This is a genomic window from Granulicatella sp. zg-ZJ (assembly GCF_010892355.1).
Lineage (GTDB): Bacteria > Bacillota > Bacilli > Lactobacillales > Aerococcaceae > WM01.
The window spans coordinates 1-26552 of sequence record NZ_WNJY01000020.1 but is presented as its reverse complement, the minus strand read 5'-3'; the positions used below and the strand labels follow the sequence as shown (position 1 = coordinate 26552).

30 protein-coding genes and 1 other annotated feature are annotated in these 26552 nt (G+C 34.4%); of the genes, 7 read left to right on the top strand and 23 right to left on the bottom strand.

Annotated elements, in window-relative coordinates:
• Positions 1 to 15: 15 nt before the first annotated feature.
• From GMA11_RS06485 to miaA, 3 genes are read right to left on the bottom strand one after another with little or no spacing between them, the layout of a single operon-like run.
• Positions 16 to 1146, bottom strand: a complete 1131-nt coding sequence (locus GMA11_RS06485; protein WP_163546393.1) for a cysteine desulfurase family protein — start codon at positions 1144 to 1146, stop codon at positions 16 to 18.
• Positions 1146 to 2390: a GTPase HflX gene (gene hflX, locus GMA11_RS06480; protein ID WP_163546378.1), complete on the bottom strand. Its 1245-nt coding sequence runs from the start codon at positions 2388 to 2390 to the stop codon at positions 1146 to 1148. The genes GMA11_RS06485 and hflX overlap by 1 nt, the downstream gene beginning before the upstream one ends.
• Positions 2375 to 3292 (bottom strand): tRNA (adenosine(37)-N6)-dimethylallyltransferase MiaA, encoded by a 918-nt coding sequence (gene miaA, locus GMA11_RS06475; RefSeq protein WP_163546377.1) that lies wholly within the window; start codon positions 3290 to 3292, stop codon positions 2375 to 2377. The genes hflX and miaA overlap by 16 nt, the downstream gene beginning before the upstream one ends.
• 77 nt (positions 3293 to 3369) lie before the next feature.
• On the opposite strand from miaA, the gene GMA11_RS06470 reads away from it, so the two are divergent.
• Positions 3370 to 3600: a hypothetical protein gene (locus GMA11_RS06470; RefSeq protein WP_163546376.1), complete on the top strand. Its 231-nt coding sequence runs from the start codon at positions 3370 to 3372 to the stop codon at positions 3598 to 3600.
• A 57-nt stretch (positions 3601 to 3657) separates the two neighbouring features.
• On the opposite strand, the gene guaB is transcribed toward GMA11_RS06470, so the two are convergent.
• From guaB to GMA11_RS06445, 5 genes are all read right to left on the bottom strand, one after another.
• Entirely contained in the window at positions 3658 to 5139 is a 1482-nt protein-coding gene (guaB, locus tag GMA11_RS06465; RefSeq protein ID WP_163546375.1) for an IMP dehydrogenase, read from the bottom strand.
• 134 nt (positions 5140 to 5273) lie between these two features.
• Positions 5274 to 5708: a transcription antitermination factor NusB gene (gene nusB, locus GMA11_RS06460; protein ID WP_163546374.1), complete on the bottom strand. Its 435-nt coding sequence runs from the start codon at positions 5706 to 5708 to the stop codon at positions 5274 to 5276.
• Positions 5701 to 6075: an Asp23/Gls24 family envelope stress response protein gene (locus tag GMA11_RS06455; RefSeq protein ID WP_163546373.1), complete on the bottom strand. Its 375-nt coding sequence runs from the start codon at positions 6073 to 6075 to the stop codon at positions 5701 to 5703. Before GMA11_RS06455 ends, nusB begins: the two co-directional genes overlap by 8 nt.
• Before the next feature lie 424 nt (positions 6076 to 6499).
• Entirely contained in the window at positions 6500 to 7564 is a 1065-nt protein-coding gene (locus GMA11_RS06450; RefSeq protein WP_163546372.1) for a Xaa-Pro peptidase family protein, read from the bottom strand.
• Between the two features lie 77 nt (positions 7565 to 7641).
• Positions 7642 to 7788 (bottom strand): hypothetical protein, encoded by a 147-nt coding sequence (locus GMA11_RS06445; RefSeq protein ID WP_163546371.1) that lies wholly within the window; start codon positions 7786 to 7788, stop codon positions 7642 to 7644.
• Between the two features lie 135 nt (positions 7789 to 7923).
• Here GMA11_RS06445 and GMA11_RS06440 point away from each other — a divergent pair, with 135 nt between their 5' ends.
• From GMA11_RS06440 to GMA11_RS06420, 5 genes are all read left to right on the top strand, one after another.
• A complete protein-coding gene (locus tag GMA11_RS06440; RefSeq protein WP_163546370.1) occupies positions 7924 to 8649 on the top strand; it encodes a LexA family transcriptional regulator in 726 nt (241 codons plus the stop codon).
• A 145-nt stretch (positions 8650 to 8794) separates the two neighbouring features.
• The gene (locus GMA11_RS06435) at positions 8795 to 9103 is read left to right on the top strand and encodes a hypothetical protein (RefSeq protein ID WP_163546369.1); all 309 of its coding nucleotides are present in this window, start codon (positions 8795 to 8797) and stop codon (positions 9101 to 9103) included.
• Positions 9104 to 9152: 49 nt separating this feature from the next.
• Positions 9153 to 10061, top strand: coding sequence for an XRE family transcriptional regulator (locus GMA11_RS06430; RefSeq protein ID WP_163546368.1), 909 nt, complete (start codon positions 9153 to 9155; stop codon positions 10059 to 10061).
• 288 nt (positions 10062 to 10349) lie between these two features.
• The gene (locus tag GMA11_RS06425; protein WP_163546367.1) at positions 10350 to 10925 is read left to right on the top strand and encodes a hypothetical protein; all 576 of its coding nucleotides are present in this window, start codon (positions 10350 to 10352) and stop codon (positions 10923 to 10925) included.
• Positions 10926 to 10936: 11 nt separating this feature from the next.
• On the top strand, positions 10937 to 11089 hold the full coding sequence (locus GMA11_RS06420; protein ID WP_163546366.1) for a hypothetical protein: 153 nt from the start codon (positions 10937 to 10939) through the stop codon (positions 11087 to 11089).
• A 492-nt stretch (positions 11090 to 11581) separates the two neighbouring features.
• Here GMA11_RS06420 and recR read toward each other — a convergent pair whose 3' ends face one another.
• The 15 genes from recR to typA form a co-directional block, all read right to left on the bottom strand.
• Positions 11582 to 12184, bottom strand: coding sequence for a recombination mediator RecR (gene recR, locus GMA11_RS06415; RefSeq protein ID WP_163546365.1), 603 nt, complete (start codon positions 12182 to 12184; stop codon positions 11582 to 11584).
• A 33-nt stretch (positions 12185 to 12217) separates the two neighbouring features.
• Complete coding sequence (locus GMA11_RS06410; RefSeq protein WP_163546364.1) at positions 12218 to 13201, bottom strand: hypothetical protein; 984 nt, start codon at positions 13199 to 13201, stop codon at positions 12218 to 12220.
• 89 nt (positions 13202 to 13290) lie between these two features.
• Complete coding sequence (locus GMA11_RS06405) at positions 13291 to 13602, bottom strand: YbaB/EbfC family nucleoid-associated protein (protein WP_163546363.1); 312 nt, start codon at positions 13600 to 13602, stop codon at positions 13291 to 13293.
• Positions 13603 to 13609: 7 nt separating this feature from the next.
• The gene (gene dnaX / locus GMA11_RS06400) at positions 13610 to 15343 is read right to left on the bottom strand and encodes a DNA polymerase III subunit gamma/tau (RefSeq protein WP_163546362.1); all 1734 of its coding nucleotides are present in this window, start codon (positions 15341 to 15343) and stop codon (positions 13610 to 13612) included.
• Between the two features lie 74 nt (positions 15344 to 15417).
• On the bottom strand, positions 15418 to 16128 hold the full coding sequence (locus GMA11_RS06395; RefSeq protein ID WP_163546361.1) for a glucosamine-6-phosphate deaminase: 711 nt from the start codon (positions 16126 to 16128) through the stop codon (positions 15418 to 15420).
• A gap of 84 nt (positions 16129 to 16212) precedes the next feature.
• On the bottom strand, positions 16213 to 16572 hold the full coding sequence (gene rplT / locus GMA11_RS06390) for a 50S ribosomal protein L20 (protein WP_163546360.1): 360 nt from the start codon (positions 16570 to 16572) through the stop codon (positions 16213 to 16215).
• An 87-nt stretch (positions 16573 to 16659) separates the two neighbouring features.
• On the bottom strand, positions 16660 to 16860 hold the full coding sequence (rpmI, locus tag GMA11_RS06385; protein WP_163546359.1) for a 50S ribosomal protein L35: 201 nt from the start codon (positions 16858 to 16860) through the stop codon (positions 16660 to 16662).
• 51 nt (positions 16861 to 16911) lie between these two features.
• A complete protein-coding gene (gene infC, locus GMA11_RS06380; protein ID WP_163546392.1) occupies positions 16912 to 17424 on the bottom strand; it encodes a translation initiation factor IF-3 in 513 nt (170 codons plus the stop codon).
• Positions 17425 to 17444: 20 nt separating this feature from the next.
• Positions 17445 to 17561 (bottom strand) — a sequence feature (ribosomal protein L20 leader region).
• Between the two features lie 92 nt (positions 17562 to 17653).
• A complete protein-coding gene (locus tag GMA11_RS06375; RefSeq protein ID WP_163546358.1) occupies positions 17654 to 18166 on the bottom strand; it encodes an adenine phosphoribosyltransferase in 513 nt (170 codons plus the stop codon).
• Positions 18163 to 20457, bottom strand: coding sequence for a single-stranded-DNA-specific exonuclease RecJ (gene recJ, locus GMA11_RS06370; RefSeq protein WP_163546357.1), 2295 nt, complete (start codon positions 20455 to 20457; stop codon positions 18163 to 18165). The genes GMA11_RS06375 and recJ overlap by 4 nt, the downstream gene beginning before the upstream one ends.
• Positions 20458 to 20658: 201 nt before the next feature.
• Positions 20659 to 21645 carry a Fic family protein gene (locus GMA11_RS06365; RefSeq protein ID WP_163546356.1) on the bottom strand — a complete coding sequence of 329 codons (987 nt, stop codon included), beginning with the start codon at positions 21643 to 21645 and terminating at the stop codon, positions 20659 to 20661.
• A gap of 138 nt (positions 21646 to 21783) precedes the next feature.
• Positions 21784 to 23409 (bottom strand): chaperonin GroEL, encoded by a 1626-nt coding sequence (groL, locus tag GMA11_RS06360; protein WP_163546355.1) that lies wholly within the window; start codon positions 23407 to 23409, stop codon positions 21784 to 21786.
• A 16-nt stretch (positions 23410 to 23425) separates the two neighbouring features.
• Positions 23426 to 23683 carry a co-chaperone GroES gene (locus GMA11_RS06355; protein ID WP_163546354.1) on the bottom strand — a complete coding sequence of 86 codons (258 nt, stop codon included), beginning with the start codon at positions 23681 to 23683 and terminating at the stop codon, positions 23426 to 23428.
• Positions 23677 to 23820, bottom strand: a complete 144-nt coding sequence (locus GMA11_RS06350) for a hypothetical protein (protein WP_163546353.1) — start codon at positions 23818 to 23820, stop codon at positions 23677 to 23679. The genes GMA11_RS06355 and GMA11_RS06350 overlap by 7 nt, the downstream gene beginning before the upstream one ends.
• Positions 23821 to 24037: 217 nt before the next feature.
• Positions 24038 to 25885: a translational GTPase TypA gene (typA, locus tag GMA11_RS06345; protein ID WP_163546352.1), complete on the bottom strand. Its 1848-nt coding sequence runs from the start codon at positions 25883 to 25885 to the stop codon at positions 24038 to 24040.
• Between the two features lie 314 nt (positions 25886 to 26199).
• Between typA and GMA11_RS06340 the strand changes: the two genes are divergently transcribed.
• Positions 26200 to 26552, top strand: a 353-nt coding sequence (locus GMA11_RS06340; protein ID WP_163546351.1) for a transposase, incomplete at its 3' end; no start/stop codon positions are given.

The window sequence follows — 26552 nt, the reverse complement described above, 5'->3', positions numbered from 1 at the left end:
TTTTTATTCTTCCTTTTAAGATTTCAATATTTTACTAAATTTTTGATACACATTGTCAAATACATGTTGAAATTGTGTTATTTCCTCTTGCGTATTCTCTACCGATAAACTTAATCGAACGGCACAACGAGATATATCACCAGAAACATTCATCGCTCCCAATGTATGATGCTCTTTAGCCGTTTTAGAAGAACACGCACTTGTCGTAGATAGATAAATCCCTTGTTCTTCCAGAGCATGTAACAGCACTTCCCCTCGGATACCTTTTATCGCAAATGTTAAAATATGCGGTGCTTGTTCTAGTGGGGACAATATTTCAACACCATGATAAGACGATAAAAACGCTCGCAAAGCAGACTGATAAGATTGGATTGGTGTTTGTTTTTGACTGTATAATCGTAGCGCCTTTGCCATACCAGCGATACTTGCGGTATTCTCTGTCCCACTACGCACACCTTTTTCTTGCCCACCACCATGCAATAAAGATTCAATACGTTTCCCTTCACGTTTATACAAAATCCCGATACCACGAGGCCCGTGGAATTTATGTGCTGATAAACTTAATAAATCAACACGAGATGGTATACGCTGTGTTAAAACATAGTGTAATGCTTGGACAGCATCGACATGGAAATGAATGGTTGGATACTTTTCCAATAAGATCGCAACGTCTTGAATAGGTTCTAAAATACCAACTTCATTATTCACCCACATCATAGACACTAAAATCGTATCATGACGAATGACCTTTCCCAACATTTCTACATCAATTTTTCCATTTGTATCAACGTCTAAATAAGTGACATCAAACCCCTGTTTTTCTAAAAAGTGCATCGTTTTTAAAACAGACGGATGTTCAATTCGAGTCGTAATAATATGTTTTCCAAACGATTGTTTTTCAAACGCTGTACCGATAATCGCCGTATTATTGCTTTCCGTTCCACCACTTGTAAAAAAGATTTCCTCCTTATCACAATATAATAAATCAGCAATTTGTTGTCTTGCCTTATCAATCAAGCTATCTGATTTCACACCTAAATGATGCAAGCTAGACGGATTGCCAATAAAATTTTCTTGAACGGTTGCCATTGTATCAATAACTTCTTTAAACATTGGCGTTGTCGCACTATTATCAAAATATATCATCAAAAATCAAACTCCTCATCTTGTTTTTGGGCAATGAATGGCGACGTTGGTTTAGCATATCCTTCTACTTGATAAAGCAATGTGTCCTCATTAAATTCAGACTTAGTCACAAAGGTTTCAGCCGTCATTTTCGTAACGATTGCTTCTTGCCCCAACTGAAATTGTTTGCGATAGAAAACCAACTCTTTAGACACATGCTCCCATAAAAACTGGTGTAATTGCTTAATATCACAATCATCTAAAGCAGATATAACAATGCTCGGCAATAATGTCGGCGTAAACATATCCGTTGCCATATCTTTTTTGTTATATACCGTTACCAATGGGATATGCTCCATGTCTAAATCTTTCAATAATTGTAACACTGTTTCTTGATGCCCTTGATAATTTTCAGCAGAAGCATCTACCACATGAATGAGTAAATCAACATCTCGACTTTCTTCTAAGGTAGATTCAAAAGCATGAATTAACTGGGTTGGAATATCTTGGATAAACCCTACTGTATCCGTCAATGTCATTTTAAATGTATCACATAATTTCACTTGTCTTGTAAGGGGGTCTAAGGTCGCAAAAAGTTGGTCTTTTTCATACGTTCCCGCATCGGTTAAACGATTTAATAGAGTTGATTTTCCCGCATTCGTATACCCAATCAAGCCCATTTGAAACGTATGACTATTTTTCCGTTGTTCTCTTGCTCTTTGGCGATGATTTGCCACTTCTTTTAATTGACGTTTACACTCTTGAATTTTCTCTCGAATATGGCGACGATCTGATTCAAGTTTTGTTTCCCCAGGCCCTCTTGTTCCAATACCGGCACCTAGACGCGACATATTCGTCCCTTGTCCAATCAATCTAGGCAATAAATAGTTTAACTGTGCTAGCTCAACTTGTAGCTTTCCTTCTTTACTTTTGGCACGCATGGCAAAAATATCTAAAATCAGTTGTACACGATCAATCACCTTACACGACACTTGTGCTTGAATATTTCTTACATGACTAGGAGAAAGCTCGTTTTGAAAAATAATGGTTTCTGGTTCTAGTTCTTCTACTAATGCCACCAATTCTTCCATTTTTCCTTTTCCAATCGCCGTTTTACTATCAAAAGTTTCTCTTTTTTGTATCAATGTGGCAACGACTTCTCCACCTGCTGTTTCTGTCAAACGCTCTAATTCTTGTAGACTATACATAAACGCTTCGTCTTTTTCTTGACGTTGTATCGCCACTAATATTACCTTTTCAGCCATTCATCAATCTCCTTATAAATATCTTCTTTATCGACTTGCCACAAATCAAACCATAAAACGTCCATTCTATTTCTAAACCATGTCAACTGGCGTTTTGCATAGCGTCTGGATTGCTGTTTCAGCACATCAACCGCATGCTCCAAAGTATCTTCCCCAGATAAATAAGGAAATAATTCTTTATACCCTATCGCTTTCTTACTTTGAAAATCTCCCTCGTAATGCTCATATAGCCATTTTGCTTCCTCAAGTAATCCTTGGTTTATCATATTATCCACACGTAAATCAATACGTTCATACAGTCTATCTCGCTCTGTCGTCAATCCAATGACCAAACTATCATAGACCAATGTCTTATCTTCTTGTTGCGAAAATAACATTCCCGTACTTTCAATGACTGTCAATGCTCTCAACAAACGTCTTTCATTTTGAATGGGGATTTTTTCGGCTGCCTTAGCGTCTACACGTACTAATCTCTCATATAAAACATTAGCACCTTTTTGCTTCAATTCTTTTTCTAGTTTTTCTGCAATACTCGTATCAATGCTTTTATTACCACCAAATTGCATATTATATAGTAATCCCTCAATATATAACCCCGTCCCCCCAACGACAATGGGTAATGCATTATTTTGGGAAATACTACAGATTTTTTCTTTTGCCATTGCCTGAAATTCACTTGCGCTATAACTTTCATTAGGTTCTAAAATATCAATCAAATGATGTGGTACACCGTCCATTTCTTCTAGTGTTACCTTAGCGGTGCCAATATTTAAATGTCGATAAATTTGCATTGAATCTCCACTAATGACCTCCCCACCATACCTTTTGGCGATGTCAATACTCAATGCGGTTTTCCCCACTGCCGTTGGACCAACAATCACTAAGACTTTTTCTTTTTTCATAAAACTCTCTTTCTTTGTATTATCATTACTGTTATGATAACATAAGCCTAGAAAAAAGTCGTTAGGAGAGTGCCAAAATGTATTTATCCCCTCAAGAAACAGCCGATTATTTAGACCTTTCCCTACAAGACATCACCCGACTTATTCGTGAAAAACAAATTCGCTATCTCGTGGTTGATGACGATATATTCATCAATGCCAATCAATTTACCTTATTTCTAAAAGAACGTGATAAATATATAAAAGAATTACAAGACTATTTAAACACACCCCTCCCAGAAGATATTGATGTCAAAGATGAGGACTAATTAAAATAGGCTCGAAATCAACATGTTGATTTCGAGCCTATTTGAGTATCATACAATCTACTGAACAGAATAGTTTGGTGCTTCTTTTGTAATTTGCACATCATGTGGGTGAGATTCACGTAATCCTGCTCCACTCATTCTAATAAATTGTGCATTTTCACGTAGTGCTTTAAGATTTGGTGCTCCAACATAACCCATACCTGAACGTAAGCCACCTAACATTTGGAAAATAATATCTGCGGCACTCCCTTTATAAGCGACACGTCCCTCAATGCCTTCTGGTACAAGTTTATTTGCTTCATTCACTGAACCTTGGAAATATCTGTCACTTGATCCTTTTTCCATAGCCGCAAGAGAACCCATACCACGATATGTTTTAAAGCGACGTCCTTGATAAATTTCAAACTCACCCGGTGCTTCATCTGTTCCAGCTAGCATACTTCCTAACATAACCGCATGTCCACCAGCTGCCAATGCTTTTACAATATCTCCTGAATATTTAATGCCACCATCTGCAATAATAGCTTTATTGTATTCACGTGCCACACTTGCTGAGTCATAAATTGCTGTTAATTGTGGAACACCCACACCGGCAACAACACGTGTTGTACAAATAGAACCCGGACCAATTCCCACTTTCACAACATCAACACCGACGTCAAATAACGCACGTGTTCCCTCAGCCGTCGCAACATTTCCTGCAATCAATGTCGCTTCTGGGAATGTTTCTCTAATTTCTTTAATTTTACGAATAACACCTGCACTATGCCCATGAGCAGTATCAATAATGATTGCATCTGCTTCAGCATCTAATAGTGCTTTTGCTCTTTCAAAAGTATCACTTGTCACACCCACAGCGGCAGCCACTAATAAACGTCCATGCTTATCTTTCGCTGCATTTGGAAACTCGATTACTTTTTCAATATCTTTAATCGTAATTAAACCAGATAATTTACCGTCTTTATCCACGATTGGTAATTTTTCGATTTTGTAACGTTGTAAGATTTTTTCTGCATCTTTTAATGATGTGCCAATAGGTGCTGTTACAAGATTGTCGCGTGTCATGACTTCATCAATTTTCACTGTATAATCAGACACAAAACGTAAATCTCGATTTGTTAAAATTCCTACTAACTTTCTGTTTTCAAGTGTATCCACAATAGGCACACCACTAATGCGATATTTTGCCATTAGTTTTTCTGCATCACGTACTAAATGATTAGGCGTTAAGAAAAACGGATCTAAAATCACGCCACTTTCTGAACGTTTTACTTTTCTTACTTCTTCAGCTTGTTCTTCAATGGACATATTTTTATGAATGACACCCAATCCCCCTTGACGAGCCATTGCAATTGCCATACTAGAATCAGTTACGGTATCCATACTGGCACTTATTAACGGAATATTTAATTTTAAATTTGTAGCTAGCTCAACGCTTAAATCTGTATCATTTGGCAACACATGACTTTCCGCCGGCACCAATAACACATCATCAAATGTATACCCTTCTTTTACGAATTTTGATTCCCATAATGACATAAACAATCCCTCCAAAATCTGAAATATTTTGTTTAACAAAATATCATTTTTAGCGGTAGATTGTCAATGATATTTTTGTTTTTTTATTAAATTTTCATTTACAAAAAAAGTGCGTCACATAGTATACGCACTTTCTATTCTTCAATCATACTTGATAAGACACCATTGATAAATTTAGGTGCTTTATCATCACTATAAAGTTTTGCCAATTCAATGGCTTCGTTAATTGCCACTTTTTTTGGTACATTTTCATCCATGACGTCAAACATTTCATAAACAGCAAGTCTTAAAATAACCAAATCTATTTTTGTTAGTCTTGATACTTGCCAATTTTTTAAATGTTCTTGAATGAGATTATCAATCATCTCTTCTTTTCCCAAAATCCCCAAAACTAATTCTGATAAATACGGTACATCTTCAACGCTTGTTGCAATGCCTTCAACGGCATCAATCATCAACGCATTTTCCATAGCTTCTTCTGGAGATAATTCTTTATTCAACGTTAATTGAAAAAGAGTTTGAATAGCTTTTTCACGCACTTGGCGTCTGTTCAACATTTTTTTACTCAACGCTCTCACCTGCGTCTTCTAAAACTAAATTTACAATATGTACATTCACTTCTTGAATATCAATATCACACATAAATAAAACTTGTTCTTTCACACGCTCTTGAATATGTCTAGCCAGCTTAGGAATAGACACACCGTAGAATGTATTTACATAAATATCAACAACAAATTCTCCCTCTGAATTAGTTGTTAAATACACACCTTTACTCACAAGAGGTTTTGAAAAAACGGATACCATATTTGATACTAATTTTCCTTGTATGCTATGTACTCTTTTCATTTTTGAAACAGCAATACCAATAATTAACTCAATGGCTTCAGGAGCAATCTCAATATTTCCTAAAACATTATGTTCATACTTGTTCACTTTACGCTCTCCTTTGCTTTCTATTTATCATAACGATACATCACTTCTACTATATCATTTTTTTTAGAAATAAGATATACTTTTATGCAATATTTTAAGAATAGCGTTGTCGTTCTTAGAAATCTATCTCATGAAATTTAAATATTAGCAATATATAAAATATTATCTTATATTCTCTTACCTCTTGATTTCTATCATTTTTCTAGTTTTTGAATTCTATTGATAATCTTCTGATGAAAAACTCTTGTTTGTTAATAATTTTTTTGTATACTCTTTTGACAATAGAATAAATTGCTACATCATTCTACTAGCTAAATAAAAAACTAATAAAATATGTAGGTATACCATATTTATCAGCTTTCATTTAACGTTTCATTAAAAGGTGTTGATAATTTTACTTACCAACACCTTTTCACAAAATATTTTATAAAATAATCAATTCTCTATTTGCTTTTGTCACAATTTCTGCACCATTTTCTGTGATGAAAATATCATCTTCGATACGGACACCACCAATGCCTGGGATATAAATACCCGGTTCATTTGTGACTGCATGTCCTACTTCTAAAACAGATTCAGATATTCTTGATACAGCCGGTGCTTCATGAATTTCCAATCCAATACCATGCCCAGTTGAATGTACAAAATACTCTCCATATCCATTTTGCGTGATATAATCTCTAGCGATTTTATCCATATCAGCACATGACAATCCTGCTTTAACAGATTCATTCACTAATGTTTGTGCTCCCAACACCACTTGATGAATTTCTTTTAATTGTGCATGTCTTGGTTCTCCTAAAGAGATTGTTCTTGTCATATCAGACACGTACCCATTGTAATAGCAACCATAATCCATTGTGATAAAGTCACCTTTTTCAATCACTTTAGTACTTGCAACACCATGAGGCATTGCAGAACGTTCACCACTGGCAATAATCGTTTCAAAAGATACACCCGATGCACCTAAACTACGCATATAAAAATCCATTTTATTGGCAATTTCAATTTCTGTTACACCTGGTTTAATTTCACCTAAAATATAATCAAATGCTTGGTCTGCAATATGACACGCTTGTCTAATAATATCAAATTCTTCGGCATCTTTTAAAATTCTTAAACCTTCTACTAATCCTGATGCAGATACTAATTGAGCTGATAATAACTCTTTCAATCCGTCATATTCTTTAACCGACATACTGCCGTCTTCAAAGCCCAATGTTTTGATATGTTCATTTGTCACGATTTTTTTCACTTCTAAGAAAATAGGTCCTAAATTTTGTACAATAGTATATCCTTTACATTGTTTCGCTGCTTGCTCTGTATAACGAGCATCTGTTACAAAAAAAGCATTATCTTTTGTAATAACAGCCAATCCTGTTGTCCCAGTAAATCCTGCTACATAGCGTAGATTATAAAGGTTTGTTACCAATAAGGCATCTAGTCCTCTTTCTACTAATTTTTGTTGTACTTTTTCTATTCTTGACATAAATACTCTCCTTACCACTATGACTTATGCCAATTATACCAAATTGAAACAACTGATTCGAGTATTTATATCTAAGCCTATCGTGTCATCATGCTGATACGTCGATTATGCACTCTTTGTCTTTGTTCCTCTAACATTTTTTGCTGTGTACTCATTAACAAGAAAAAAACACCTGTGCCAGCTACTAAAAACAAAATCATCATCATTTCAAAAATATTAAACATAAACATTCCTCCTGTTGCCAAAAAGTAAAACTTATAAAATGTATTATAGCTCGTTTTTACAAATTGTCAACAACTTGTTTACAAATCGTCAAAAAAAATGTATACTGTGGATACATGATAAAAGGAGAGGGCTATATGGTTGAAAAAAATAAACTGCCTATTATGATTGATACATTTCGAAAAGAACAAGATATGACTTTAGAAGATATTGGCAAAAAAATCAATAAATCAAAATCAGCCATTTCAAGATGGATTAAAGGTGATAGAAGCCCGATGATAGAAGATTTAGAACGACTAGCTGATATTTTCCAGACAGATATACATACTCTACTATATGGAAAAAAAACAGTTACCGTGTCAAAAACAACGGCTGAACTTATTAAAGTTGTGAAACAACTGTCTGATAAAGAACAAAAGAAAACTCTTGATTTTATTGATAATCTTATCGCACAAAGAACAATGGCAATTACACTTCATCCAATAAACGTTGTTGAAGCTCTTGCCGCAGGTGTCGGATACAACTACGGAAACAACGATACAATCACTCTTTATACAGATAGAGATGATTTAAAACCATACGATGTGGCGAGTGCTGTTTCTGGTGATAGTATGGAACCTTTATTGCATAATCATGATGTCGTTCTTATTAAGAAAAATAGTGACTTTATTAACGGTGAAATTTATGCCATTGATTATGACGGTAAATCATACGTTAAAAAAGTGTATTTTGAAAAAGATGCTCTTGTTTTAGTATCCTTAAACGAAAAATATGACAATATTATCATTCCTCGACACTCTGACGATGCGTACTTAAATATCGTAGGTCGTGTTGTGGATTGGTTCACACCTGTTCAAGTATAATCAAACCATTTATCACGTTGATGCACAATAGACATCAACGTGATTTTATTTACCAATACCACATTATCACAAAAGTATACAAACCTAATACTAAGTATTATAATAGTGGCAAAAATATTATATTTTCAAAGAGGGGTGGTAAAATATGACAAAAAAGCTATTTTTTATAATCTTGTGTTTGCTATTCATTGGAAATACTTGTTTAGTGACGTACGATAATTTACCTGCTGTTTTTTCACTTATTTTAGTAACTATTGGGCATAGTTTATTTTTTATTTTTGGTAAAACAACAAAACAAATATTCGTAAATATAAGTATTGGCTCATTTAGTATTATCTATTTTATTGTGTTTAAACCACTTCATATTGGGTTAGTGAATAATCTGATTTATGCAATCGTTTATTACGGGGTTTATTCTTTTTTAAAAAAAGACCTATCGAAAAATATATGCTGAGTGTGAATAATAAAGATATTACTAAAAATAATTTGAAGTGGAGGCAATCATGTTAAAAATAAAGAAAATAGGGCAAAAAATCAAAAAATTACGTATTCAGAAAAATTTAACACGAGAAGAAATGTGTGATTGTGAAAAAAACTTAAGTGTACGTCAATTAACGCGTATTGAAACTGGTAAATCTTTACCCTCTTTATTAACTCTTTCTTATATTGCAGAAAAATTAAATATCTCTCTAAGTATACTCATTGATGAGCATACAACTATTCTTCCAGAAGAATACTACGATTTGAAAAAAAGAATTATACAACTACATACTTTACAACACAAAGAAAAAACACAAGAAAAAGAATATTTATTTAAACAAATCTATACTCATTTTTTTGATAGCTTAACCACAGAAGAACAATTATCAATTGATATACTTCAAAAAGAAATGCAAATTGTGACAACAAAAGATTTTTCGGTGGGTAAAGCTATTTTAGAAGAACATTTTGACCATGTCAAAAGAAAAAGAACATATTCATTCAATGATTTATTGATTATTGATATTTTCTTTTTAAGTATCTTAGCTGAAGTAAATGATTTTCATATCTATAAATATTATATTAATAAGTTTAAACAGAATCTTTTAAATCATGAGTGCTATTATCATTCTGAATATTACATTATACAAAAATGTTTCTTTGCATTGCTTGGTATTATTACGCAGTATGATGACTTTTCAGACTTTTATCTATGTCTGAATAAGCTTAAAGAAATACTTACTTATACACATGATATAGAGAAAAAGCCAATTATTAATATGTTAGAAGCAAAATATTTTATTTACAAGAAAGATTTTAAACTTGCAAAAAATTTCTATACGTCTGCCATAAAAGGTGCTCAATATCTCAATGATACACCTCTTGAAGAAAAAATTTTACTTGAAATGAAAAAAGATTTAAAACTCATGTAATTTTAAATAACTAACCAACTTTTAATCTATCTCCATTTTTGAATATTTATTCTGAATCATGTAAAAATTCTATAAAAACATTTAAAAACAACAAAAAAATAATAAAACATAACCGGACATTCTCGTCCTGTTATGTTTTTTGATATAAATATAAAATATAACTGTAAAGGAGGTAATATTTTGAATATAGATATATTAGAAATTATTTGGTGGATTGGAGGAATTCTGAAAAAAAATTAGTCATAGCGAATCAAAAAAGAGAAAACAAAGACAAAGGAGAAGATATTTATGAAAAAAGCAAGTAAAAAATTATTAATATGTGGTTTATTAAGTCTCAGTTTCAGTGGTACTATAATACCTTCTTTAGAAACAACAATCGTTTATGGGGAAGAACTTACTGAAAACAAATTTGTCCCTAAAAAATTAACTCTTGAACAACAAGAAAATCTTATCCAAGAATTAAAAAATAAATATCCTACACTTTCTGATTATTATTTAAGAGAAACATTAAGACGTCAATTAAAAGGAGATTTTAGACCTGTCTATGAAAAAATAAGTCATGGTAGTAGACCATTTTTCTTAGGAATATGGGACGAACAAGGACTTACAGTAGATGCAGTTGGAGCTGCAATTGATGTAGCTATTGGTGTATTAACTGGTGGATCTGTTTCGGCTTTAGCGCATCTAGGAAAACATGAAGCAAAAAACATATTAAAACAAGCCATTGCCAGAGTTCTAGGAAATAAATTTATTTCATCCGGTGTAATTGAATTTGCTTTAAATCTTGCATCTCCAGGACATGCCATTGCCCAATGGTGGGATAGTCAAGACGCTTATCCAAACAATGGACATATCAATTTTTAGGAGTAAATATCATGAAAAAAGCACTATTATTTCTATGCTGCTTTGCAACATTGGGTATACTAGGTTATCTAACAAGATCTTGGGCAGGTACTGGCGTTTGTTTAGCTATCTTGATACCATACTGGTTATATAAAGCATACACTCTCATTTATTCTAAAAAATAGCTCATTTTCTTAAAAATATTGCAAACAAACTATCTTATAAAAAAGCTGACTCTAAGAACAGAAAATCCGCGTTCCCCACACCATTTTGGTGTGGGATAGTTCTGTTCAATATTGTTTTTCCAATAGAAAAGAATATATCTAAAAAAAAACCGATATTTGTTTCAAAAAACAGATTTAATGACTCTTGCAAAAATTTAAAAGTAATTCCTTAAAATCTTCTTTTCAAACTACTATTTAATAAGTTTGACTCTATAACAAGTTATTCTCGTTCTGTTATATTTTTATGTTCTATAAATATTTAGTCACCAACACTATTGGGTATAGAGTCGAAAAGGATTGAAAGCAACGTGTTGAAATGTTGTTTTCAATCCTTTTACTATTTGATAAGTACGCTAAGTACCTTTATCTGTGCTGATATAACTTTAAGTATCTGTTCTCATTTTTTGGTTAACTTCTTTTTTATATAGCCTTTCAAAATAGCTTCACGCTATTTCAAGTCAATACTCGTCTACCTTCAATGGCACGTAAGAGTGTCATTTCGTCAGCATATTCAATATCACTACCCACGGCTAAACCATGCGCAAGACGTGTGACGGTAATGCCTGCCGGTTTTAGTAAACGAGCAATATATTTAGCTGTTGCTTCTCCTTCTGCTGTTGGGTTTGTCGCAACAATTACTTCTTTTATCATGTCATTATCTTGTAAACGTTGAATGAGTGCAGGAATGGTTAAGTCTTCAGGACCAATACCGTCCATAGGTGATAAAACACCACCTAAAACATGGTACAATCCTCGATATTCACCCATCCGTTCCATTGAAATCACGTCTTTAGAATCTTCCACGACTAATAAAGTCGTTTTATCACGTGATTCATCAGTACATAGTAAACACGGATCAGCCTGCGTGATATTGCCACAAATATGACAATGTGTTAAATCGCGTTTCACGCTAATTAAAGCATTCGCAAATTGTATAATTTCTTCTTCCGGTAAATCCATACTGAAGAAAGCTAGTCTTGCTGCTGTTTTTGCACCAATTCCCGGTAATTTTCGATAACTATCGATAAGTTTTTCAATAGGTGCTGGATATTGCATCTTACTTTTCCTCTTTTTCTGTTTTATACATAGTTATTGTTGTCTAGCAACAATTTCTTTTATCATTTGAGCTCTTAGTAATACTAGCTCAGGGTATTGATAGAAAAATAATATTTTTTGTTCGTAAGGAAGACCTTTAAAATCATTTCTTTGTGTAAAAATAAAATATTTAAAACTTTCTGCAAAGTCTTCATCTGGATCTGTTGTAGCATATGTACCAACAAAATTATCTTTGTTTTTCTCATAAAAGAATCTTTCATCATCTTTGGTTCGCACAGAGGCAAAATCAATCCAGTTCGGATCAATATCTTTCCAAAATGCTTGATAAAATGCTCTTAAATAACCATCACTTTTAATACCATTCAAATAAAAATCAGTGCGTTTATGTCCTTGGAAATCCAAATGACGTTGATCAGGCGACAAAGAAAACATGTGCCCAAACTCATGAACCATTGTTTCAATAATAGATATTTTAGGATAGTAAGCACCATATTGTTTTAAATCATTGTAATTATCTATATCAAAAAATAGCTCTTGTTCAAGCGGATGCTCTTGATCGTTATAGACAGCTGCTGAAAAACCGCTCCCTTTATACACATAAAAGAATGCTAAATATTTTCGCCATTCTTTTGGAATCATTGATTTAAATATATCAAATACCTCTTCCGATTGTTTTTGTTCCTCTGCCGTTAAATCTGTTTTAACTACTGGTAACAGCGTATCGTTCACGACATCATAACGTGCAACAGATTTTCCATTTTCTAAATCTTCATTTCCACCACCGTCTAATGCATACTCAACACGTGGAATAGGAACATTCCAATGTGTTTTTTCAAGTTGACTATCTCCGTACAACGAGCATTCACTAACGCTATGACACAATGTATTCTCCGGTACTTTTTTCTCTTCATCAATACGATAAGTTGTTGTAATCTGAAAGGCTTTCGGCTCAATTTCAGTTACATTTTCTTGATTTTCTTGAGGAATAATTGTTTTGACTGGCGGCTTTTCTGTCATATATTGAATAAGAAAGAACATGCCACACATAAAAATAAAAGATAAGATGATATAGCTATATGTTTTCTTTTTCATTTTGATATACACTCTTAGAAAGGTAATCCTTTTGTATAACGACCCATAACTTCATTCGTACGATCTTCTACTTTTTTCAAAGCATCTGCTATAGCAGCAACCATTAAATCTTGTAACATTTCAATATCATCTGGATCTACAACTTCTCGTGCGATTGTCACATCTAACACATCACGTTTGCCATTTAAAGATACTTTCACAAAATCATTCACAGAACTTCCGACAAATTCTTGTGTGTTCAAGTATTCTTGTGCTTGTTCCATTTCCTTTTGCAATTTTTGTACTTGTTTCACCATACCTTGCATGTTTCCCATATTTTTCATCATTGTTTCATCACTCCTGTATATACACAGCATCTCCAAATAACGCTGTTGCTTTACTAATTATTTCTGGTATTTCTTCTAAAGTTGTTTCTATTGTTTCTTCGATAAACTGTTTTGAATCAACTGCTTGCATTATAGATACTTTTTCTGATACATCAGGTGTTAAATATTGTTCTAATGTCCCCATTTTTTTAGCTTGAATAAATTTATCTCGAACATCTTTCCATTGATTATGTGGCACGCATTCAACTACACATGGATGTTGAATTAAACGCATGGCATGTTTGCTAATATCGTTTTTCAACTCAGCATCTTCTGCAGTTAATCCACATAATAAATCATATTCAAAACCAATAACTACACCTTCTGGACTGGCAGCTAATACGGTAGAAGCGTTCAATTTTGCTCGTTGACTAACTGCTAAACACGACAAAATATCTTGCCACTCATCTTGAATTTTTTGTTTATCTTGCACTGTAGCACGTGCTAAAATATTAAAAATACGTGCTAAATTAGGCTTAAATACTTCTTGTGGTTTACTTGGTTTTGGCACCACTTTTTCAACCGTTTTTTCAAAGGTTATACCACTGTCCATTAGCTTTTCTAACTGATTCTTCAAATTTGATACTTCTTGTTTCAATGTTTCTAACTCAAGCGTTGCAGTTTCTAATACTGGTATTTCTTCCTCTGTTGCCATTTTAACCGTCAAAACTTCTAAATATAAATCTCGTTGTGTGGACACTCTCATCGCTTGTTGTGTCAATGTTAATTCATGAATAAAGCGATAGATAAAACTAGACGAAATTTGCGTTAATGTATCTAAATGAACACTAGATACAAGAGTTGTCTGTTTTCCCACTGCATGCATCACTAAAATATCTCTTGAAAAAGATAGCAATTCCTCCAACAAACGTGTTGATTCTTTACCATGAGAAAGAATTGTATGTAAAATAGATAGCGCTGTACCTGTGTCTTGTTGAGATAACGCCACTAAATAAGCTCCCATTTCCTCTTGAGAAATACTCCCAGAAACATCTAAGGCATTTTCATAAGTTACACTATCTCCATAAGAAATCGCCTGATCAAGTAAACTTAACGCATCTCTCATACCACCTTGTGCTGTTTTGGCAATAATTTGAATGGCTGCTTCTTCATAGTCAATATGCTCTTGCTCTAATATGTATATTAACCGTTTAGCAATATCCTCTTGAGAAATACGCTTGAAATCAAAACGTTGTGCTCTTGATATAATTGTAGCAGGTATTTTATGTGGCTCTGTTGTTGCTAAAATAAAAATAACATTTTGTGTTGGTTCTTCTAATGTTTTCAAAAGAGCATTGAACGCCCCTGTAGAGAGCATGTGCACTTCGTCAATAATATATACTTTGTAAGCAGCTTCTGTTGGTGCATATCTAGATTTATCTCGAATATCTCGGATTTCCTCAACACCATTATTACTAGCAGCATCAATCTCAATAACATCACTCAAAGAGCCTTCCGTAATTGACTGACAAATCGCACATTTATTGCACGGTTCGCCATTTTCTTGGTGTGGACAGTTTATAGCTTTTGCAAAAATTTTTGCCGCACTCGTCTTTCCTGTCCCTCTTGAGCCTGTAAATAAATAAGCATGGCTTACCTTATTCGTTGCAATCGCATTTTTCAATGTTTTGACAACAGCTTGCTGCCCAACAACATCATCAAATGTTTGTGGTCGCCATACTCGATACAAAGCTTGATACATAAAGTACCTCCTTTCACTATCCCTTTTATTATAAGCTATTTGGCATCAAATGAACAGAAAAAAAGGTCATGCAATTATGACCTTTTTAATAAACTTGCTGCACATTCGTCAATAATAATCGTGACATTATCATGCTTTTGTAAAATACTTGCTGGAACATCTATCGTCACAGGACCTTCAATCATATCTTTGACAGCTTGAGCCTTATTTTCACCAAAGGCAAGCAATACAATTTTTTTAGCATCCATGATAGACTGTAACCCCATTGAATAAGCATATGTTGGGACATCCTCTTCTTTTTCAAAAAAACGTTTATTCGCTTGAATCGTTGACTCCGTTAATGCTACTTTATGTGTGCGAGTATCAAATGATGTACCAGGTTCATTAAACCCAATATGTGCATTCGTACCTAAACCAAGTAATTGCAAGTCGATTGGATATTGTTTCAAAATATTTTCGTATCTTGAAATTTCAATTTCTTCGCACTGTTCTAATCCATTTGGAATATGGTTTTCTTTAAAAGGCTTATCATTGAATAATTGCTCTCTCATAAAATAATGATAACTATGCTCATCTTTTGCGGATAAACCGATATATTCATCTAGGTTGATCGAAATTTTATCAGAAAAATCTAAATCACTTTCTCTTAATAACTGATACAATTCGATTGGTGTTGACCCTGTCGCAAGCCCAAAAACAATTGCCTTTTCTTGAAAAGATTGCTCAAATAAAGTAAACGCTTTTTTTGCCCCTTCTGTTGCTGAGTTTACAATAACGATATTCATTACTTTTTCCCTCCTTTTTACAAACGTTGATACTTCTATTATACACAGAATACACAAAAAAGGCACTCAAAAGCGCCTTTTTCCTTATTTATTTAATGCTTTTTTTGCTTCTTCTGCTAAAGCCGTAAATCCTGCTGGATCATTTACAGCTAAGTCAGCTAACATTTTGCGGTTCACTTCGATACCTGCAACTTTTAAGCCGTTCATAAATACGCTATAACTTAATCCATTTAAACGAGCAGCTGCATTGATACGTGTAATCCATAATTTACGGAAATCACGTTTTTTCTGACGACGATCTCTATAAGCATAAGAATAAGATTTCATCACTTGTTCTTTAGCTGTTTTGAATAACAAGTGTTTTGCTCCATAGTAACCTTTTGCTAATTTTAAAATTCTTTTACGACGTCTGCGCGTCACTGTTCCACCTTTTACACGTGGCATAGTCAATTCCTCCTTATGATAAACGCATATTTGACTTCCTGCGTTTTATATCTCTTATTTTCAATAATAATCGTTACGCAATACCAATTAGCGAAGTTGTGCTAATTGTTTTCTGATACGTCTCATATCGCTGTTGCTTACCATTGTTGCTTTGCGGTGTTGACGTCTTTGTTTTTTAGATTTACCGTGGAAGCGGTGGCTTCTTTCTGAATGAGAACGTTTCAAACCTCCGTTACCAGTTCTTTTAAAACGTTTTGCTGATCCGCGGTGTGTTTTTTGTTTTGGCATTTTGCTTTCCTCCTACAATATTTCTACTTGTCAAGGTTATAAACCTACTATTTATTTTGGCGCTAGCATTAAAAACATGCTGCGTCCATCCATTTTCGGACGTGATTCAATCGCTGCAATATCGGCTGTTTCTTCAGCATATTTTTCCAATACACGTTGTCCTATTTCTTTGTGTGTAATCGCACGTCCTTTGAATCGGATAGATACTTTTACTTTATCTCCTTTTTCTAAGAACTTACGTCCACTACGCAGTTTTGTTTGGAAGTCGTTCTCATCAATTGTTGGACTTAAACGCACTTCTTTAATTGTGACAACTTTCTGGTTTTTACGTGCTTCACGCTCACGTTTTTGCTGTTCAAAACGGTATTTCCCGTAGTCCATTACACGAGCTACTGGTGGCACCGCATTTGGAGAAACTAGCACTAAATCTAAGTTTGCATCCTCTGCCAGCTTCAACGCTTGTGTACGTGTCATAACGCCTAGTTGTTCACCTTGTCCATCAATCACACGTAATTCTTTAGCACGAATGCCGTCATTTACCATCATATCCTTTGCTATTTCAATCACCTCCAAGATTTTTTGACTTAGCAGAAAAACAGTGGGTGCACGTGTGCACCCACTGACATTCATAAATCGAATCTCTATTTGCCCAAGGACCTTTGGTCTACTTAGGCGAGAAGCGGGAGCCTCTGCTTTATCGTCTTGTCTATTCTATAGGAAAATAGAGTGTTTGTCAATAATTTTATGAAATACACTCACGCTAACGGGATTAACGTGAGTGTACAACTATTTGTTAATATTTTAAAAACACTTTAATGTCGTAGTTTTTAATTTTTTCACGTCCATTTAAATCTAATAACTCGATAATAAACGCTGTACCGACAACTATACCACCTAATGATTCAACTAATTTAATCGTAGCTGCGATTGTACCACCCGTAGCTAATAAATCATCACAGATAAGTACACGTTGCCCCGGTTTAATGGCATCTTTGTGAATTTGTAATGTATCTTGTCCATATTCTAAACCGTACGTCACTTCTGCTGTTTCACGAGGTAGTTTTCCTTTTTTACGGACCGGTGCAAAACCAACGCCTAATTCATTGGCAACAGGACAACCAATAATAAACCCTCTTGCTTCTGGCCCAACAATAATATCAACTTCTTTTTCTTTGGCATACGCCGCAATTTCTTTTGTAACATAGCGATATGCCTCTCCATTTTCCATTAGTGGAGAAATATCACGGAAAATAATCCCCTCTTTTGGAAAGTTTGGTACTGTTGCAATATAATTTTCTAACTTCATCTTGCCTCTCCTTTTCCTAGATACCCTTTGATACCATCTATCACTTGAGAAAATTGTGTGTAAATTAGAGCTTGCTCAATCCACATTTTTTCTTTATATGCTTTAAATACTTCGGTTTCTTCTAATACACATTTCTCATGTTGTGGATTGAATATTAAAACACCGTCTTTTATTGTAACAAATTTCACCTCAGAAAACACCTGTATCATGAAAATCAATACATCTTTTTTAATATTTAATTGTTTTACAAGCGTATCTAACATATCTCTAATCACAAATTCTTGTTTTTTATGAATGTATTTATAAAGCACGCCAAATTGTTCACGTGTTGGTAATCCTATTAAATAGGCACTTTTTCGCGTGTGTGCCATAACATATACATTATCCGCTGCTATATTTTGCAAAACATTTTTGAATATGTCTTCATTGGGCGGACAATCAAATAAAACTAAGTTTTCAACGGTATTGGGTACATCTTCTTCATAATAAACGGCTGTACTAGTATCTATCAGTTTTTCTTTAAAGTAATCATAATATTTTTTGTCAAAGAATAAATAGACAGCATTGTCTATCATCATATCTTTTTCTGTCATTTTTGTTCCACGGTAGTCAAAAAATTGTGTACCGTTAATACAACTATCCATGACACGAAATTGCACTCGCTCGAGTCCATTCCATTCATTTAAATTTAACTGTCCAACAAGACTGGCTACGACATTATCTTTTAAATAAGGAATATCTTGAATCGCATTGAATTGAACAATATCCATTTGATCTGCTTGTCCTTTTAAATGCTGTTTTTTTGTACCGATTGCTTTCATTTGAGAGAGCATCGTGTGTTTCACACAAATAATTGGTCGTTCATTTCCAGTACCAAAAGGTGCTAGTGTATCAATCGCATGAAGCAATTCAATAGTACATGTTTTTGCATCTAAAACGGTATCGTATGTTAAAAATCGCTTTGTTTCGCTCGGGACAAATTCTTGTAAACGTTGTTGTAAGATGTCAATTTTATCAATAGCAACAGTCATCCCCGCTGCCATTTCATGCCCACCAAATGCAACAAATTCTTCTTTCACACTCGATAATACATCGTATAAATTCACAGAAGAAACACTTCTTCCAGAACCTTTAGCCAATCCCGTTTCTATATTTTTTTGTAATAAAATGGTTGGTTTTCCTGTTTTTTCAACAACTTGACTGGCAACAATGCCTAAAACACCTGCTTGCCAATGTTCATTAGCTAATAAAATAAGGTTTGGCAACGGATTCGGTAAAGACGCCATCACTTCATTAGAAATGGCATCAACAACGGCTTTTCGCTCATTGTTTTTTTGTTCAATCAAGTCAACCAACGCATCTGCTTCATCTTCATCAAAAGTCATAAGCAAATCAACACCCGGTGTTGCATCATCTAACCTACCAATTGCATTTAAGCGTGGCCCTATCGTAAAGCCTATTGTATCAGTCGTTGCCTTTTCAGTATCAACGCCTGCTTTTGAGAGCAGTTTCAATAAACCGACACGCTGTGTTTGTTTAAGCATTCGTAACCCGTGCGATACAATAACCCGATTCTCGTCCACCAAACTCACAACATCAGCCACTGTACCAATAGATGCAATGTCCAATAATTCCATTGGAAGTTCTTCCAAAAGAGCACATGCCACTTTAAAGGCAACGCCTGCTCCGGATAAATCACTAAACGGATAATTTCCTTTAGGGTGCCTTGGATGCACAATAGCGTATGCATTGGGTAATGCTTCGGGTAGTTCGTGATGATCTGTCACAATGACATCAACACCTTTTTTCATGGCTAAATCAATCGCTTCATGCCCAGCAACACCATTGTCACATGTAACAATCAGCTCTACATGGTCAACATCAATCATATATTTATACACATCTACATTTGGTCCATATCCGTCAGTTGCTCGATTTGGCAAGTAAAAATGAACATTACCACCTAGCATATCAATCGCTTCAGATAAAATCGTCGTACTCGTTATCCCATCCGCATCATAATCACCATAAATCAATATTTTTTCATTTTTTTCAATGGCTTCTTTAATACGATTAACCGCTTTTTCCATATCGTGCATTAAATATGGATCATGTAGCTGGTCTAATGTAGGATTTTGGAATTGTTCTAATTGTATTTTTGAGTGAACGCCTCGTTGCAAACATAGTATGGCAAAACTTCTATCACAGCCTGTTTCTTCTTGAAAGGCTTTAATATCTTGTTCTTCTGGTTGCTCTTTTTGAACCCATTCATATACTGATTTTTTTGCCAAAATACATTCTCTCCTTTTTTATCCGTCACTTTCTATTATAAGGACGGATAAAACACTCGTCCATTAAAAATGCTTATCACATGATGACTTTATCACTATACGCTAAACTTATTTTCTAATCAATAGAAAATAGTGTTATCGCTCATTTATCGCTCAAAAAACGAGCGATAAATGAGCGATAAACACCTCAATACATTTAGTTTACACTAATGTATATGTTCTATTTTTATTATGCCCATTTGCTTTCAGTAAATCTAATTCAACAAATTTAGTTAAATATCTTCTCACTGTTGGTACTGATTTTCCAGTAAGTTTACTAGCTGTTACCGAATTGATATGAGAATGAGTAGATAAATATTTTTTCAGTATACTATAAAACGCTCTCTCGACACCTGTTAATTCTACGGGTACGTCTATCTCTTTATGATTTATTGTATCACTTTTTTTATAAGCAATCAGTGTTTTCAAAATGATATCTAACATAAATTCAATAAACACATTTGATTGTGCTTCTTTATCAGAACGACTAAGTGCTTCATAATATGCTTGTTGATTTTCATAAATAATAGTTTCAATAGGTATCCATGCAAAAATAGGGTTCCAGTTTGCTAAAATAACCGTTTGCCATAATCTACCCATTCGTCCATTCCCGTCTGAAAATGGATGAATTGTTTCAATTTCATAGTGAAACACACAACTCTTAATGATTTCAGGTGTATCGTCATTAATTCCCCAATCAAATAAATCATTCATCAAACTTTGAATAAATTGGGGTCTAGCTCCCATATGTACAATATTCCCATATTCATCATAAATACCAACATCTTGATGTCGATATTTTCCAGCTTCATTAACAATACCCGCTGTCAATAATCCATGTGCCTTTAAAAAATCAGATTGCTTATATGGATATAGCGTTAAAATTTCTTCGTAGGCATCATATGCGTTTTTTACTTCTTTAATTTCTCTAGGATGACCTAAAACTCTTTTTCCGTCAATAATATCTGTCATTTGTTCAATCGTTAAGGTGTTTTTTTCAATAGCTAATGATGATTGAATAGCTTTAATACGATTTTCTTTTCTTAATGTAAGATGTTTCTCTACATGATATTCTAATTGTCCGATTATCTTTGATATATCAACAACTTTATGAAGCATTGTATTCGTTATTGTAAATGGTGGTTTCATTTATACATCTCCTTATATGCGATATTATACTATAAAAAAAGAAATTTATCGCTCAAAAAACGAGCGATAAATGAACATTAACATCAAAAACCGGAGTGGCTACTTCGAGCCACTCCGGTTTTATCATTTTTTCTAAAATTACATCATACCCATGCCTGGAGCGCCACCCATTGGATGTGCTGGCATACCGCCTTCACCCTCTTTATCAGCGATAACAGCTTCTGTCGTCAATAATAATGCAGCAACACTTGCGGCATTTTGTAATGCTGAACGAGTTACTTTCGTTGGGTCAACGATACCTTCTTCAATCATGTTTACCCATTCGTCTGTTGCAGCATTGTATCCAATACCTACTTCTTTTTCTTTTAATTGAGAAACAATAACAGAGCCCTCTAATCCTGCATTTTCAGCGATTTGACGTAATGGTTCTTCTAATGCACGAACAACAATACGCACACCTGTTGCAACGTCACCTGTTTCTTCAATAGAAGCCACTTGTTTTTGAACTGTCACAAGTGCTGCACCCCCACCAGGAACGATACCTTCTTCAACAGCAGCACGTGTTGCGTTTAAGGCATCTTCGATACGTAATTTACGTTCTTTTAATTCTGTTTCTGTAGCAGCACCGACACGAACAACCGCAACACCACCAGATAATTTTGCTAAACGTTCTTGCATTTTTTCACGGTCAAACTCTGATGTAGATTCTTCAATATGAGCACGGATTAAACGAATACGTTGTTCAATCGCTTCTTTTGAACCAGACCCTTCAACAATTGTTGTGTAATCTTTTGTGACAACGATTTTACCTGCTGATCCCAATTCAGCCATTGTCATGTCTTTTAATTCTAAACCTAATTCTTGTGTAATCACTGTCCCACCCGTTAAAATGGCAATGTCTTCTAACATCGCTTTACGGCGGTCACCAAAGGCTGGTGCCTTTACAGCAACAACATTGAATGTCCCACGAATTTTATTTAAAACTAATGTCGGTAATGCTTCACCGTCTACATCATCAGCAATAATCAATAATGGACGTCCTTGTTGCACGATTTGTTCTAAAACCGGTAATACTTCTTGAATATTTGAGATTTTTTTATCTGTGATTAATACATAAGGATTTTCTAAAACAGATTCCATTTTATCTGTATCTGTTACCATATATTGTGACAAGTATCCACGATCAAATTGCATACCCTCTACAACGTCTAACTCTGTATCCAAGCCTTTTGATTCTTCGATTGTAATAACGCCGTCTTTTCCAACACGTTCCATTGCTTCTGCCAATAAAGCACCAATTTCATAATCACCTGAAGAAATCGCTGCAACTTGTGCAATAGACTCTTTAGATTCAACCGGTACAGAAATAGCATGTAATGCTTCCACGGCTTTTTTCGTTGCCAATTCGATACCACGACGAATACCGACTGGATTTGCACCAGCAGTCACATTTTTTAACCCTTCACGTACAATCGCTTGTGTTAAAACAGTTGCTGTTGTTGTACCATCTCCGGCAATATCATTTGTTTTTGAAGCAACTTCGGCTACTAATTTTGCACCCATGTTTTCAAAGTGGTCTGATAATTCAATATCTTTTGCAATGGTTACACCATCATTTGTAATAAGCGGAGAACCAAATTGTTTTTCTAAAACAACATTTCTACCTTTTGGTCCTAAGGTTACTTTTACAGTGTTCGCTAAAATATCAACACCACGCATCATACTTGCGCGTGCATCTTCTGAAAATTTAATATCTTTTGCCATGTGTTACTACCTCCTATTAGTCTACGATTGCTACTAAGTTTTCTACCTTAACAACAATGTATTCCTCTCCATTATGTGCTACTTTTTCACTTGCGAATGCTTCAAACACGACCATGTCACCGACTTTAACATCCTCTACATCTTTTGCCACAGCAACAACTTTTGCCATATTTTCCGCAGGTTTTGCACTGTTTGGTAATAAGAAACTACCGACTTTTTTTTCTTCTTCTTTTTCAAATTGTAAAACAACTCTATTTGATAATGGTTTTAACATGATAAACCTCCTTGATTTTTTTGGCACTCTTTGAACAAGAGTGCTAACACATACATTATAGTATCATAAAATAAAATTTTTTCAAGATTTTTATCTGATATTTCTTTTTCTTCTTTTTTTAACATTTTGTTTTTCATTTTTTCCTTCTTTATACATGTATTTTATCACAATCACAACGTATAAAAAGAATAGAACTAAGCTAAATTCTCTGAGAGATACCTTCTGATCCTTATATCTCTTTATAACTGTATTATAACAGAAACCTTTCATCATGCCTATTGTACATCAATACCTATAAAGTCAAAACGGAGAAAATCGAACAGGCATGTCGATTTTCTCCGTTTTCTTCATATACTAATTCATTTCTTCAGCTTTTTTCTTACGTTTCGCAACACGGTCACGTTCGCCTTTATCTAAAATTTGTTTACGTAAACGAATATTTTCTGGTGTAATTTCACAATATTCATCATCACTCATAAATTCGATAGATTCTTCCAGAGATAACACACGTGGACGTTTAATAACAGCTGTTTGGTCTTTCGTTGCTGAACGAATATTCGTCATTTGTTTTGCACGTGTAATATTAACTGCTAAGTCATTTTCACGAGAATTCTCTCCAACAATCATACCTTCATAAACTTCTGTTCCTGGTTCAATAAAGATTGTTCCTCTATCTTCAACACCCATAATACCATAAGTCGTTGCTTTACCCGTTTCTGTAGATACTAACGCTCCATTATGACGTCCACCGATTTTTGCTTTAATTTCTGGTAAGTATTGATCAAATGTGTGGTTAATAATACCATATCCTCTTGTCATAGATAAAAATTCTGTCGAGTAACCAATCAACCCACGAGCAGGCACTAAGAATATTAAGCGAATTTGTCCATTTCCTGTGTGTACCATTTCTTGCATTTCGCCTTTTCGAGAGCTTAATGATTCAATGATAGAACCCATGTATTCTTCGGGCGTATCAATTTGTACGCGTTCATACGGTTCACAACGCACACCGTCAATTTCACGAATAATCACTTCTGGACGAGATACTTGTAATTCATATCCTTCACGACGCATGTTTTCAATTAAAATAGATAAATGTAGTTCTCCACGTCCGGATACAACCCACGCATCTGGGGAATCTGTTTGATCGACACGTAAAGAAACATCTGTATGTAATTCTGACATTAAGCGTTCTTCGATTTTTCGAGAAGTGACAAATTTTCCTTCACGTCCTGCAAATGGAGAATTATTCGTTAAGAAAGTCATTTGTAGTGTTGGTTCGTCAATTCGTAAAATTGGTAATGCTTCTTGTGCATCAATCGGCGTCACTGTTTCTCCAACGAAAATATCTTCCATACCACTTACGGCGATTAAATCTCCTGCTTTTGCTTCTTGAATTTCGACACGACTTAGTCCAAAGAAACCAAATAATTTTGTGACACGGAATTGTTTAGCTGACCCATCTAATTTCAAAACAGATACAGCATCTCCCACTTTAATCGTTCCTCTAAACACACGTCCAATTCCAATACGTCCAACATAGTCATTGTAATCTAATAATGACACTTGGAATTGTAGCGGCTCATCGCTATTATCCACTGGAGCAGGAATATGATTGATAATCGTATCAAAAATATAGTCCATTGTTTGTTCTTGCTCAGCTGGATTATCTGATAAACTAGAGGTCCCGTTAATTGCTGAAGCATAAACAACCGGAAATTCTAATTGGTCATCGTCAGCACCTAATTCGATAAATAATTCTAATACTTCATCAACGACTTCTTCTGGTCTGGCAGCATCTCTATCAATTTTGTTCACAACAACGATTGGTGTTAATTTTTGTTCTAATGCTTTTTTTAATACGAAACGTGTTTGAGGCATTGTTCCTTCGTATGCATCCACTACTAATAATACACCGTCAACCATTTTCATAATACGTTCTACTTCTCCACCAAAGTCGGCGTGTCCAGGTGTATCCATAATGTTAATACGTGTGTCATGATATTGTACAGCTGTATTTTTAGCTAAAATCGTAATTCCACGTTCTCTTTCAATATCATTTGAGTCCATTGCGCGATCTTCTAAGTTTAAGCGTGCGTCTAATGTGTGAGATTGTTTCAATAATTCATTTACAAGTGTCGTTTTTCCGTGGTCAACGTGTGCGATAATCGCAACGTTTCTAATATCGTTTCTTAATGTCATATTTTCCTCCAATTCAAATTATCAACTGATACATTCTAACACTATACACTCTATTTGTAAAAAACTTTTCATGAAAAACCATAGAAAAAGTGAGTAAATCTGAAAATTTACTCACTCCAGACTGTTGACAAATTAAAATGTCGACAGTCTTTTTTCGTATCAGACGTTAAGTTGTACGGCTTACCACGATGTACACGATACATCGCTCGTTCTCTACTACGTGCGAGAACGAAGCCATTCGTACCACAACGTCTGATACGATAATAACGCTTAAAAGTGGTATAATAGAGATAAGAAAAAGGAGGGAAAAATCTATGTTTTATAAAGAAACTCACCCAAATGATGAAATCATATTAAACACATTGTCCGAATTAGTACCAAAAGACCATTTACTACGTAAAATTGATAAATCAATTGATTTCAACTTTATTTATGAGATTACTTCTCCCTATTATAGTCATACCAACGGTCGCAATAGTTTAGACCCTGTTGTTTTATTTAAATTGGTCTTTTTAAAAGATATTTATGGCATTAAATCCATGCGAGAAACCATTAAACGTGTCGAAACGGATGTAGCGTTTAGATGGTTTTTAAACCTCCCTTTCTCTAAACCTACCCCACATTATTCTACTTTCTCTCAAAATTATATTCGCCGTTTTCAAGGTAC

Excerpts from the sequence above, each read along its gene's own strand:
- GMA11_RS06430 (WP_163546368.1), top strand. The coding sequence starts at position 9,153 with ATGTTAAAAATAAAGAAAATAGGGCAAAAAATCAAAAAATTACGTATT.
- hflX (WP_163546378.1), bottom strand. The coding sequence starts at position 2,390 with ATGGCTGAAAAGGTAATATTAGTGGCGATACAACGTCAAGAAAAAGAC.
- groL (WP_163546355.1), bottom strand. The coding sequence starts at position 23,409 with ATGGCAAAAGATATTAAATTTTCAGAAGATGCACGCGCAAGTATGATG.
- recR (WP_163546365.1), bottom strand. The coding sequence starts at position 12,184 with ATGCAATATCCAGCACCTATTGAAAAACTTATCGATAGTTATCGAAAA.
- GMA11_RS06365 (WP_163546356.1), bottom strand. The coding sequence starts at position 21,645 with ATGAAACCACCATTTACAATAACGAATACAATGCTTCATAAAGTTGTT.
- rpmI (WP_163546359.1), bottom strand. The coding sequence starts at position 16,860 with ATGCCAAAACAAAAAACACACCGCGGATCAGCAAAACGTTTTAAAAGA.
- GMA11_RS06435 (WP_163546369.1), top strand. The coding sequence starts at position 8,795 with ATGACAAAAAAGCTATTTTTTATAATCTTGTGTTTGCTATTCATTGGA.
- GMA11_RS06410 (WP_163546364.1), bottom strand. The coding sequence starts at position 13,201 with ATGACAGAAAAGCCGCCAGTCAAAACAATTATTCCTCAAGAAAATCAA.
- guaB (WP_163546375.1), bottom strand. The coding sequence starts at position 5,139 with ATGTCATTATGGGAATCAAAATTCGTAAAAGAAGGGTATACATTTGAT.
- GMA11_RS06395 (WP_163546361.1), bottom strand. The coding sequence starts at position 16,128 with ATGAATATCGTTATTGTAAACTCAGCAACAGAAGGGGCAAAAAAAGCG.
- dnaX (WP_163546362.1), bottom strand. The coding sequence starts at position 15,343 with ATGTATCAAGCTTTGTATCGAGTATGGCGACCACAAACATTTGATGAT.
- GMA11_RS06375 (WP_163546358.1), bottom strand. The coding sequence starts at position 18,166 with ATGAAGTTAGAAAATTATATTGCAACAGTACCAAACTTTCCAAAAGAG.
- rplT (WP_163546360.1), bottom strand. The coding sequence starts at position 16,572 with ATGCCACGTGTAAAAGGTGGAACAGTGACGCGCAGACGTCGTAAAAGA.
- typA (WP_163546352.1), bottom strand. The coding sequence starts at position 25,885 with ATGACATTAAGAAACGATATTAGAAACGTTGCGATTATCGCACACGTT.
- GMA11_RS06420 (WP_163546366.1), top strand. The coding sequence starts at position 10,937 with ATGAAAAAAGCACTATTATTTCTATGCTGCTTTGCAACATTGGGTATA.
- GMA11_RS06445 (WP_163546371.1), bottom strand. The coding sequence starts at position 7,788 with ATGTTTAATATTTTTGAAATGATGATGATTTTGTTTTTAGTAGCTGGC.
- GMA11_RS06405 (WP_163546363.1), bottom strand. The coding sequence starts at position 13,602 with ATGATGAAAAATATGGGAAACATGCAAGGTATGGTGAAACAAGTACAA.
- GMA11_RS06350 (WP_163546353.1), bottom strand. The coding sequence starts at position 23,820 with ATGAAAAACAAAATGTTAAAAAAAGAAGAAAAAGAAATATCAGATAAA.
- GMA11_RS06470 (WP_163546376.1), top strand. The coding sequence starts at position 3,370 with ATGTATTTATCCCCTCAAGAAACAGCCGATTATTTAGACCTTTCCCTA.
- GMA11_RS06425 (WP_163546367.1), top strand. The coding sequence starts at position 10,350 with ATGAAAAAAGCAAGTAAAAAATTATTAATATGTGGTTTATTAAGTCTC.
- GMA11_RS06355 (WP_163546354.1), bottom strand. The coding sequence starts at position 23,683 with ATGTTAAAACCATTATCAAATAGAGTTGTTTTACAATTTGAAAAAGAA.
- miaA (WP_163546377.1), bottom strand. The coding sequence starts at position 3,292 with ATGAAAAAAGAAAAAGTCTTAGTGATTGTTGGTCCAACGGCAGTGGGG.
- GMA11_RS06485 (WP_163546393.1), bottom strand. The coding sequence starts at position 1,146 with ATGATATATTTTGATAATAGTGCGACAACGCCAATGTTTAAAGAAGTT.
- GMA11_RS06450 (WP_163546372.1), bottom strand. The coding sequence starts at position 7,564 with ATGTCAAGAATAGAAAAAGTACAACAAAAATTAGTAGAAAGAGGACTA.
- GMA11_RS06440 (WP_163546370.1), top strand. The coding sequence starts at position 7,924 with ATGGTTGAAAAAAATAAACTGCCTATTATGATTGATACATTTCGAAAA.